7 protein-coding genes and 5 tRNA genes are annotated in these 11,561 nt (G+C 39.8%); 10 read left to right on the top strand and 2 right to left on the bottom strand.

The features are described 5' to 3' along the window. Positions 1-272 precede the first annotated feature (272 nt). Together KSO91_RS13710 and sbcD are read right to left on the bottom strand one after the other, a co-directional pair. A complete protein-coding gene (locus KSO91_RS13710; RefSeq protein WP_238743572.1) occupies positions 273-3,989 on the bottom strand; it encodes an AAA family ATPase in 3,717 nt (1,238 codons plus the stop codon). Beyond that, on the bottom strand, positions 3,986-5,200 hold the full coding sequence (gene sbcD, locus KSO91_RS13705) for an exonuclease subunit SbcD (protein ID WP_238743570.1): 1,215 nt from the start codon (positions 5,198-5,200) through the stop codon (positions 3,986-3,988). Before sbcD ends, KSO91_RS13710 begins: the two co-directional genes overlap by 4 nt. Before the next feature lie 320 nt (positions 5,201-5,520). On the opposite strand from sbcD, the gene KSO91_RS13700 reads away from it, so the two are divergent. The 10 genes from KSO91_RS13700 to KSO91_RS13655 all read left to right on the top strand — a co-directional run bounded on the left by KSO91_RS13700 (position 5,521) and on the right by KSO91_RS13655 (position 11,440). After that, a tRNA-Met gene (locus tag KSO91_RS13700) sits at positions 5,521-5,597 on the top strand. A 13-nt stretch (positions 5,598-5,610) separates the two neighbouring features. Beyond that, positions 5,611-5,695: transfer RNA gene (locus KSO91_RS13695), tRNA-Leu, on the top strand. 248 nt (positions 5,696-5,943) lie between these two features. Next, positions 5,944-6,018 (top strand) — tRNA-Gln (locus KSO91_RS13690). A gap of 57 nt (positions 6,019-6,075) precedes the next feature. After that, a tRNA-Gln gene (locus tag KSO91_RS13685) sits at positions 6,076-6,150 on the top strand. Between the two features lie 7 nt (positions 6,151-6,157). Further along, a tRNA-Leu gene (locus KSO91_RS13680) sits at positions 6,158-6,242 on the top strand. Between the two features lie 980 nt (positions 6,243-7,222). Beyond that, positions 7,223-7,657, top strand: a complete 435-nt coding sequence (locus tag KSO91_RS13675) for an isochorismatase family protein (protein ID WP_338049773.1) — start codon at positions 7,223-7,225, stop codon at positions 7,655-7,657. Further along, positions 7,654-8,865 carry a nicotinate phosphoribosyltransferase gene (pncB, locus tag KSO91_RS13670; RefSeq protein ID WP_238743569.1) on the top strand — a complete coding sequence of 404 codons (1,212 nt, stop codon included), beginning with the start codon at positions 7,654-7,656 and terminating at the stop codon, positions 8,863-8,865. Before KSO91_RS13675 ends, pncB begins: the two co-directional genes overlap by 4 nt. Positions 8,866-8,915: 50 nt before the next feature. Further along, on the top strand, positions 8,916-9,737 hold the full coding sequence (locus KSO91_RS13665; protein ID WP_238743568.1) for a class I SAM-dependent methyltransferase: 822 nt from the start codon (positions 8,916-8,918) through the stop codon (positions 9,735-9,737). A gap of 101 nt (positions 9,738-9,838) precedes the next feature. Then, positions 9,839-10,726: a chemotaxis protein gene (locus KSO91_RS13660; RefSeq protein WP_238743564.1), complete on the top strand. Its 888-nt coding sequence runs from the start codon at positions 9,839-9,841 to the stop codon at positions 10,724-10,726. Between the two features lie 210 nt (positions 10,727-10,936). Continuing rightward, positions 10,937-11,440, top strand: coding sequence for an exonuclease domain-containing protein (locus tag KSO91_RS13655; RefSeq protein ID WP_238743562.1), 504 nt, complete (start codon positions 10,937-10,939; stop codon positions 11,438-11,440). Positions 11,441-11,561 lie beyond the last annotated feature (121 nt).

Here is an 11,561-nt window from a genome sequence, read left to right as displayed (position 1 = left end):
AAGTTCAATTTTTTTTACATTTATTAAAAATAATTTGAAGAAAAGAGAAATTTAGCGCGAAAAGTATTTTTTGATATCTCTCGCAGCCCTTGTATAGCTTGAAAATTATTTTCACCGAGAATTGCTGCCGACGACGGCTTCCAACGTTCCCTAGAAGGTGCGGCTGAGCTAGCCAGAGCAGAAGAAGAAAACACCTAATGTAAGAGTACGCTTGTATCGGGACTAAGACTTCATTACCTTTGTGCCGCTCCCGCTGCATTAAAAATATTCCCTTATTCGCTATATTGGTACTGAACATCTAATTGGCTGTAACCCGCCCCACTCGCTTTTCGCACATGAATCTGCTTATTAATCCGCTCTTTCAATGCATCAACATGGGAAATTACACCGATTAGCTTCCCGGTTGCATGCAACCGCTCAAGCGCATCGAGTGCGACTTCCAATGTGTTTGCATCTAAGGTGCCAAAACCTTCATCTAAAAATAACGATTCTATCTGGGTTTTATGACTGACCAGATTAGACAAAGCGAGCGCTAAACCAAGACTCACTAAAAAGCTTTCGCCTCCCGATAAAGTTTTCACATCCCGCACGGTGTTCGCTTGCCATAGGTCAATTACTTGAAGGGCCAAAGGCTGATCAATATTACGTTGCAACTGATAGCGTTGATGCAGATTAGCCATCTCTTTATTAGCCAGATAAACCAGATTATCCAAGGTTAGCCCCTGCGCGAAGGTTCTAAATTTACTACCGTCTGCTTTACCGATTAAATCATTTAACATCGCCCACTGCGCTGCGGTTACTTTCTGCTGTTGCTGCTCGGCTAACAGCAGCAGCTGTTTAGCTTTACTACGAAGATCGCTTTGTATTAATCCTTTTTGCTCAATATGTAACGCGGTTAAGTGTTCAAGTTCACTATTTAATGCTGAAATTTCCCCCGTTAATAGGGCCGCGCTTTTATCTGTGAATTGTAAAGTAAGATGTTCATCAGATTCGCTTTGCGCGGACACTAAGCGCGTTTTAGCAGTAAGATAAACTTCATCTAATTGCTTTTGTTGTTGCAATAACAATTCAAGCTGTGTTTGGCTTAAATAAGCGTCTTTAAAGGCGGATTGAGTCGCAAATGGACTGGCTTGTAATTTATCATCAAAAGTAGTTTGTGCCTGTGTGACGTTAGCAATTGCTTTAGTCTGCTGAACTGTTAACTGAGATAACTCTCCCAGCGAGCTCTGCTGTTGTGCCGATAGTAGCTGCTGCTGCTTATATGCCTCAGCGAGTAACAACTGCTTGTCAGATAATACTTTTTCGTAACGCGATCTTAACTGCGCTTGCGTGGCTGTTGAAAACTGCTCGATACGCTGCTGATTTAATACGCCGAGCGAGTGGCTAAGTGCCGCCAAGTCACTCTCTGCTTTATTAAAAACAGCTTCAGCTTGACCAATCTGCTGCCTTAACAAGGCGCTGTTCTGAGACTGCTGACTGAGTTGTTCTGTTAATAACTTCAGCTGCTGTTTTAAGACTTTTTGATCCTTTACCAATGTTTTCTGATTCATAACCCATAAAGCGGGTTGCGCAAAGAAATCAGTTAAGAGTTGCCCATTATCCTGCGTTTTATTAGATAACGGAGCAAAGCAGGAGAATTGAATTTTTATTTGATCTTGGATCTCTTTCCCGCGCGCTTTACCCGCGGTTAGTTGCAACTCGAGAGCGTGCGTATCATGAATAGATTGAGCTAACTCAGACTCTACCTTGGCATAATGGCGGGTTAAGTCCATTACGCTATTATGCGCATTCTGTGCATCTAATTGCAGTTGTTGAATAACGTGCTCTAATAATGTGCTTTCTTTGACTAACGTTGCAAGTTGACCTTGCTGCTCTGATAATGCTTGGAATTGTTCATGAATTTTCTGGTAACTGCTATCCTGATAATTCAAATTAGTTAGGTAGCTGTCTTCTGCCCAACAGGCGATTAACTTTTGCTGCTCTATTATTAGCTGTCCATTGTCTGTTTTTAAGCGTTCCAATTGCTGCTGCTGCGCATTGAGATGCCCTTTTAACTCGCTATATTGAGATCGGGTCTGCTCGACTAATACGAGAGCCTCTTTTTTTCGTAAACGTGTTTTTTCTAAAGCCAAAGGCTGATAGTTTGCTAAAGCGGGATGCTCTAGCGAGCCGCATAATGGACAAGGCTGATCTTTTTCCACTTTTATTTTTAAGTTTTCTAGACTATTGATTATTTCCGCCTGTTCAATCAATTTTTCTAAATCTGCTAACTGCTGTGCCTGCTCTTTACCCATCTCTAGCAGGTGGTTTAAGTGCTTATTATCCAGTTCAAATTGCGCTTCTTGTTTACTCATTTCTTGCTTATTACGTGCAAGCTCAAGACTATTTGCATCTCTTTTTTCACACAATTGCAGTGCCGATGAACAGTCTTGTTTTTGTGTAAAAACTAGCGCCAATTTTTCGTTGGCTTGGGATACACTGATACATGAAGAATGTTGCAGAGTGTGCATTAAGCTTTGCTTTTTCTGTTCAATCAGTGCCTCTTTAGCTATCTTATTCTTTGTATCGTTTGCAATTTGCAGTCCACCTGCTTGATACGCTTGTTGCAACGATTTTTGTTGTCCGGTGACAGTGGCTAATTGCGCGTTAAGATCGTGCTGTTTTTGCAACTGTTGCTGATGATTTATTAAAAGGTGGTCAATAACGGGGAGACTTTCAGAAAGTTTGCTGATGTAGTCCTCACTTTCTAGTCTTTGCTGTAATTCAGTTAGCCCTTGCTGTAGTTTCTGGCGATCGACTTCTGCTAATGCCAATTTCTGCTGCGCTTTTGTCAAACTCACTTGTTGGTTTTGTGAGTATTCTTGTTGGGATTCTTCTAACTTAGCCGCGCCATCAATTTTAATATCTAAAGGCACTAGTACCTGATTGATAGTTTCAATTTGTTGCTGATAGTGCGCCTTTTGCAACTGTTCCTGCTCACTAAGTTGGCTAACCGCTTGCTCTGCTGAGGTTAATTGCTGGCGCAATTTTTTCTGTTTGTACGAACAGGTATCCAGTGCTGCGCTGCACTCATCTCGTTGTTGCCGAGCACTTGTTAAGCGATCAAAATCTGCGCTAATTAAAAATGCATGTTTGGCGTGAGCAATCGTGCGTAATTGAGGTTTAAAGCCATCCAGCGCTAGCTGCGTATTCGCCAACTCAATGCTGCGCTGCTCGATTTTATCTAATAATAGTGTCGACTTACTTAACCATTCCAAAGCCTGCTCAAGTGTTTTTAAAGAAGACTTTTTAGTCAACAAATAATGCTCGGACAAACGAACTTGTTCCTCTAATTCACTAAGTTGCTGAGCAGTTAAAACAGCTAAAATATCAGCCTGACTAGTTAATAATTGCAGTTCAGCCTGTACTTGTTTATTACGTTCAAAAACATGTTTTGAGATTTCACAATAGATTTCCGTACCGGTTAACTCTTCTAATAATTCAGCTCGTTCCGCCGGGTTAGCATTTAGAAAGGCAGCAAAGCCCCCTTGAGCTAATAACATTGATTTAGTGAAACGAGAAAAATCTAGCCCCGTTAACACAATCACCTGTTTTAATACTTCACTGCTTTTGCTGCACAGCACTTTACCCGCAATTTCGCTTAACTGGCAAACAGGCGCTTGCAAATTACCGGTTGCGCTACTGCGAGCACGTTTTTGACTCCAAAAAACCTTGTAACCTTTGCCTTTTACAGAAAATTCCACCTCCGCTAAACAATCTCCCGTGCCGCGCGTCATCAGTTCATTTTTACTTTGTGTAATACGGTCAAGTCGTGGAGTTTGTTGGTACAGCGCTAAACAAATAGCATCCAAGATGGTGCTTTTACCCGCGCCTGTTTGTCCTGTTATGACAAACAGGCCATTTTCAATAAAGGCTGCAGTCTGGAAATCTATTTTCCACGCTCCTTTTAAGGAGTTTAAATTTTCGAAACGGAGCGACAATATTTTCATAATTTATCCTCCACTTCCGCGCAGACTTGTGCAAACAACTCGCTTAGCTGCGTTTTTTGTAATTCGCTGATGCTATCTTCAATTTCTAATCTGTGCTGAAAAAGATCTGTTGGTGTCAAATTATCCAAAGTACTTTTTTGATCTGCTTGCCATTGATTGTTTTCATCTATTTTCGGACTACTGATTTTCAATATTTCAATATTAGATCCCGCCACTAGTGCATTTAATTCGGTTTGCACATCAGATAGATAAAAATTCTGCTTTAGCTTTATCTCGAGCCAGATACTTTGTCCTTTAAACTCCGACAGCAACGTTTCTATCTGCGTGCTAATGGATGTTAAATCACCGTGAATGATCCGCATTTTTTGAAATTCAGGGATATTGATTTCACTAACGGTTGCTGCCAAAGAGGGATTAAATTCAATTACATTTACCTTTTTCTGCTGCGCAGTTTCATCAAAACTTAATGCAATAGGGCTCCCGCTATAACGAATATGGTCAGACTTCTGCACCTTTTGCGGGCGGTGTAAATGGCCTAGTGCGATGTAGTTAAAAGCGGGAAATAAGGAAGCAGGGAAGGCGGTTAGGCTACCGATGTAAATCTCTCTGACAGAGTCAGAAACAGAGCATCCCACGGCGGTAAGATGCCCTGTTGCGATGACTGGAATGGATTGGCCATTACGCTGGGCTTCAGCCAGTTCAAAAATAGACTGGTAAGTTGCAGCTATCCCTTGCTGCAGATTCATTTGTTTGTCCGCTGCAGAGCTACCTTGATCGCTTTTTAGCACATCGGCGACACGTAAAAAAGGCAACGCGCAAACGATCCCCTGCACATTTTTCTGGTCATCTTTTATGGTAATCAGGTGATCGCTTAAATCATCGCTAAGACCCGCTAATAGGGACACATTTAAAGCTTTTAATAAATCTTTGTTTTCATTTAATACGGCAACACTATCATGGTTTCCAGATACAATAATAAGTTGCTGGCAAACACTTTGTTGTAATCGAACAATAAAATCACTATAGAGTTTACGAGCATACGAAGGCGGTGATGCGCTATCGAAAATATCTCCGGCGACAATGAGCAGGTCTATTTTTTGTCGGTTGACCTCTTCAATTAACCAGTTTAAGAATTGTAAATGTTCAGACTCTCTGGTTTTCATCATAAAATATTGGCCCAAATGCCAATCGGAAGTATGCAAAATTTTCATTTGAACGCCTATCAAACCTATATAAGTTATCCAGTTTAACTTTTTAACTAAAATAAAACCGTTAATAGGTGATAATTAGCAATATTTATCTAAAGAGAACTCAATCAACCTGTTATTAAAAGCAACAGAAATAGCGAGTTATAGAAAAAACACTTTGTTTGTCTAAAATAAAATCAACTTGCTTAGCAAATAAGCAAACGAAATAAAAATTACTTTTTTTAATAAAAATCAGTTGACGACCATCACCGATATCCGCATAATGCGCCCCATCGAAACAATGACTGTTTAGCAGTAAATGTTGAGATAACAAAGTAAAGCATGGCTAAATAGCTCAGCTGGTTAGAGCACATCACTCATAATGATGGGGTCCCAAGTTCAAATCTCGGTTTAGCCACCATTTACTTTATTGTGCGGAATTGGCGGAATTGGTAGACGCGCTAGATTTAGGTTCTAGTATCGAAGGGTGTGAGAGTTCAAGTCTCTCATTCCGCACCACTTTTTACTTAGGTAAAGAGTTACCAAAGAGAAATTACTCTATAAAATAGTAATTGGGATATCGCAAGCGGTAAGGCACTGAACGTTAATAACGATCTCGGCATACTGAATGATGAATCCACAAAGAGATTAAACTCTATAAAATAGTAATTGGGATATCGCAAGCGGTAAGGCACTGAACGTTAATAACGATCTCGGCATACTGAATGATGAATCCACAAAGAGATTAAACTCTATAAAATAGTAATTGGGATATCGCCAAGCGGTAAGGCACCGGGTTTTGATCTCGGCATTCAGAGGTTCAAATCCTCTTATCCCAGCCACATTCACTGATTCGTGAAAACGAATTGGTAAACTTGAAGAAGTTTAAACTTAACAACTGGGATATCGCCAAGCGGTAAGGCACCGGGTTTTGATCTCGGCATTCAGAGGTTCAAATCCTCTTATCCCAGCCACATTGATGCGGAATTGGCGGAATTGGTAGACGCGCTAGATTTAGGTTCTAGTATCGAAGGGTGTGAGAGTTCAAGTCTCTCATTCCGCACCATCTTTTACTTAGGTAAGAGAATAAATTAACCAGCTTATAGCTGGTTTTTTTATGTCCGTAATAAAATAAGAATAAACACCGGAATTGCTAGGCGCGCTAGATTTAGGTTCAACTATTCCTCAAAAAAAGCGAAGGGTGTGAGCGTTCAAGTCTCTCATTCCGCACCATCTTTAACGATGGTAAGCGATAAATTAACCAGCTTATAGCTGGTTTTTTTATGTCCGTAATAAAATAAGAATAAACACCGGAATTGCTAGACGCGCTAGATCTAGGTTCAACTATTCCTCAAAGAAAGCGAAGGGTGTGAGCGTTCAAGTCTCTCATTCCGCAGCATCTTTAACGATGGTAAGAGAATAAATTAACCAGCTTATAGCTGGTTTTTTTATGTCCGTAATAAAATAAGAATAAACACCGGAATTGCTAGACGCGCTAGATTTAGGTTCAACTATTCCTCAAAAAAAGCGAAGGGTGTGAGCGTTCAAGTCTCTCATTCCGCAGCATCTTTAACGATGGTAAGAGAATAAATTATCCAGCTTATAGCTGGTTTTTTTATGCCTGTAATAAAATAAGCATCGCCTCTAAATTGTCGGCATTAGTAGACGTGCTAGATTTAGGTTCAGCTATTCCCAACGAAAGCGAAGGCTGTGAGCGTAGAAGTACCTCATTCCGTAGCATCCAATCAGTCTTTTTTATTTCAGTATTATTTGAACTGTTGCTGCCCTGTCTATATGATTAGTAATAATATCCAACCGTAATTGGAGTGAATAACAATCCAAATTGAAAAATCTGTTACCGCCAGTTTTGATGTCGATCCTCAATGTGGTTTTACTTTTCTATGTCCCGATGAACTCCCTATTTACCAAGGTGAGCAGATTGCTGATGAGTTAAATGCACAAGCAAAGTTTGCTTGCTGTCGCTTAGTCAGTAAAGACGCTCATCCAGCAAAAGCGCCTTGGATAACAAAAAAAACAGATCAATTTATGATGCCAGTTGTAGGTGACTACCCGAATCTAGACGTCAAATGGCCTGCACACTGCATTGTCGGCACAAAAGGGAATCAACTAATACCAGGCTTACCCAATGAGGGCGACTATGATCTGTTGGTTGAAAAAGGAACCGATCCACTCAAGCACCCTTATGGTGCTTGCTTCCATGATCTCGCGGAAAGAGAAAGTACCGGTGCAATTGAGTGGCTACATGCAAAACAGATAAACGTTGTGATTGTTGGCGGCTTAGCCACAGATTACTGTGTTAAAACCACTGTATTGCAGTTATGTAAAGCTGGATTTGAAGTAATTGTTAATCTCGCAGCGTGTCGTGGTGTCGAGAGTGAATCCACCAGACTAGCTTATGACAAAATTCGTGATGCCGGTGCTCACCTAATTATCGATAGTCGCGAATTGGAGTTACTATGAAATTAAATCCCTGGCTAGTTGACAGCTTAATGGATACCGACTTTTACAAGATAACGATGCTACAGGCATACTATCATACCGCTGAATTTCGTCTTGTAGATGTCGAATGGAAATTTTCATGCCGTAATCGCGATGGCTTAGATTTAACAACATTAATCCCGGAGCTTAATCGTCAACTTGAACATCTCTGCACGCTTACATTTACTGATCTAGAGCTCGATTATCTTGGCAAATTCTCTTATATCAAGCCTGACTTTATTGAGTTTCTTCGTATTTTTAAGCTTAATATGCGTTTTGTTAAATTACAGCCAAAAGGAGAGGATCTTAACCTACGTTTTCACGGTCCATTGCTTCATGTAACCCTAATGGAGATCTATGCGCTAGCAATTATCAGCGAACTACATACCTTTACAAACTGTGACGGTTTTAATCTACCACTCGCAAGAGAAAAACTAGTAGCTAAGATTGCACTTATCAAAAACGATGAAACGCTATCCCATTTAAAGTTTGCCGATTTTGGTACTCGTCGTCGTGCTAGCAGAGTTTGGCAGAAAGAAGTATTACAAACGTTAAAAGAGCAGTTACCAAATAATTTTTCTGGCACCAGCAATCTACATTTTTCACAAGTTATTGGTTTATCGCCAATCGGGACAATGGCCCACGAGTGGTTCCAAAGTTGGCAGGCAGTGACGCGCTTAGCAGATGCTCAAAAAGCGGCACTTGAAGGTTGGGTACAAGAATATAGAGGGCGTTTAGGAATAGCCATAACAGATTGTTATTCAATGGACTCTTTTATCCGAGATTTTTCTGATCCCTATTTTGGCAAGCTGTACGATGGTCTACGCCACGACAGTGGTTGTCCGTTCATTTGGGGTGAAAAGGCAATTAAGATGTACCAAAATATGGGCATTGATCCGCTTAGTAAAACATTGGTATTCAGCGATTCATTACATTTCCCGCGCATGATTGAAATTTACAAGCAGTTTAAGGGGCGAATAAGGTTATCCTTTGGCATCGGTACAAACCTGATGAACGATGTTGGCAATAAGCCGCTCAATATTGTTATCAAAATGGTCGCCGCTAATGGAAAGCCAGTAGCAAAAATATCAGATGAGCCGGGGAAAAGCATGTGTGAAGATCTTGGCTACTTACAATATTTGGCCAGTCTCTATGACATTGATCCCAGTGCCGTTAAAATTTCTAAATAGCGCTTTAATGAAATGAAATTATTTAAACAGCTCGAACATAAGTCTCTAACATGATGATTAATAAAAAATGGCGAATACTTACCATCGGTGATGGCGATTTGTCCTTTTCAAAAGCACTATTAATCCACCAGCCAGCATCGCTAACGGCGACTGTTTATGACTCGTTAGCCACTATGAGTGGAAAATATGGCGATCTTTTTTACCAGCAACTAAAACTAGAAAACATCCCTATATTGTTTGAATTTGATGTCTGCAATCCTACATCTTGGATGGGTTTAGAAAAAAATAGCTTTGATTTAGTGATCTTTCAGTTCCCATTGTTACCCGCATTCCGATCTTTTTCTGAATATAAACAGTGCGCTGACAAACTTAATATTAATACACTTAATCGCCGTTTATTACGTGATTTTTTAATTAATTCGTTTAGTTATTTTATTGATCCCAATGGACAACAGTTATGTTTCATTACCTCCAAAGATGTGAAACCATATCGTCAATGGAATATCGAGAATGCCCTGCATCTGAATACCGATATCAATTATTTGGGTTCAATGCCTTTCGATATAAAAATGTTTCCTGGATATAAGATACGCAATGTTGATCGAGATAAACATGTCAAAGACACCAAAGGGGTAACCTATGTGTGGAGCAGACTGAAACGGCATTCGATTATTGATAAACTAAACCCAGCACAGTTTCTGGGCGATAATTATTGCACCGCCTGCCGCGCCGGCCCTTTTACAACAGAATTAGATTCTATGCAGCATAATAAGTCGATAAAACATAAACAGATGATGGAACTTGAACGCTTGTGGCTGGCAGATTTAGACAATAGCGGTAGCAAAGTTGCATTAAAGAATGATCAGAAATAAAGTACTAAATAAGAGTAGAAGTACCCAATAATCTGGTAATTTATAAGGGTTTTTCAAAGTTTTATTCTATAATTTTAAAGATTAAAAATAGAGGTTATTGTATGCAATCAACATCCAGCCAATCGCAAGGGTTATTACTTTTTAAGTTATCTCAGTTACAAACTTTTGCCTTGGGTACATTGAAAATTCAAGAAATAGTGCCCTACCAGCCCCTAACTAAGCTACCTAATTCTGAAGCCAATGTCATTGGTGCCGCCTGCATTCGCGGGCAAACGCTGACAATTATTGATATGGCGGCAGCCGTGGGCTACCCCCCGATAAGTCAAGAAGAGAAAAAGGACTGCGTCATTATTATCACTGACTGCAGCCGTATGCATGTCGGATTTTTAGTTCGAAAAATAGAACGAATTATCGAGTGTAACTGGAAAAAGATTGAACCCCCACCAACTTCTTTAGGTAATAGAACCTACATTACTGGCATTACCTATTTTGAAAATAAACTTATTCAGCTATTCGATATTGAGTTATTACTTTCCGAAATATTTCCAAGTGAAAATGACAAAGTTGTTGAGATAACAGGCGTGCAGAAAGGATTATTACAAAATTCTCATATTTTACTGGTTGATGACTCTGCAGTGGCACGTAAGCAATTGGAGCATGCGCTAACAAATATCGATGTACCGTTTAAAGTGTGTAAAAATGGTAATGATGCACTGGCAGTAATGAAAGAGTGTGCGGCAAAAGATAACCCCATCGATATTCTGGTCAGTGATATTGAAATGCCGGGATTAGATGGCTATGAGTTAACCTTTGAAGTACGAAGTGTGGCTGAAATCGCCCATGCTTATATTATTTTACATACTTCACTTTCCAGTGAGATGAGCGTAGATAGAGCCAATCAAGTGGGAGCAGACGATGCATTAACTAAGTTTGAAGCACAAGCACTGGTTAATGCGATGCTCAAAGGTGCTGAAAAACACCACAAGTAATGCAATAAAAACGCCACGTTTAGCGCGGGCTATTAAGTCAAACTGTGGCTATTCAAGTGATTGAATAGTCATTTTTCGTTAACAGCCTTCGGAAACAAAGGGCTTTGGTGAATTGAATTTAACCTAATCCATACGGGGAGTCGATATATAACAGTGTGTTAGCTTACTATTTTGATGTTTTCTACTATACTCTTTAAAAGGAGAGCATAGATGAATAATGAACGTATCGTCTTTCTAGACACTGAAACTACTGGCTTAAGCCCACAAAATGGCAATCATAGAGTCATTGATATTGCTTGTATTGAGTACATTTCTGGAAACCCTACTGGCTCGGTTATTCAAACAATCATTGAAGGAGCAGGAAAGAATTCAAACAAAGGGGCCTTAAAAGTCCATGGTATTACCGATGTAAGCCGTATTGGCAAGCCAAAATTTGAAGATATAGCTGACAACCTACTATCTTTTTTAAAAGATGTTCACTTAGTTATTTACAATAAATCGTTCGATATTGGCTTTATAGAGTCTGAGTTTCGACATATTGGTAAGAACATATCTTTAGTTGCTCATTGCAAGCAGATAACTTGTGCTATGGAGCTCTCTAAGCAAGTAATAGGTGTAAACAAAATTTCTTTAGACAACGCTTGTCGTCGTTATTCAATTGATACATCTTCAAGAGTAAGGCATGGTGCATACATTGATGCGGCCTTATATTAGACGTCAACTAACTTGTCCGATCGCATTGACTCACTAAAATTCATACTACTAATATGTCGTTGCCTCATCTAAAATAACACTAGTTGTGATTCTTTTAAGATGAGGTAACTAGAAATGATTA

Origin of the sequence: Psychromonas antarctica, assembly GCF_022267535.1 — a bacterium.
Classification (GTDB): Bacteria; Pseudomonadota; Gammaproteobacteria; order Enterobacterales; family Psychromonadaceae; genus Psychromonas; species Psychromonas antarctica.
Note: the sequence above shows the minus strand (reverse complement) of the source record. Positions and strands in the feature narration are given on the sequence as shown.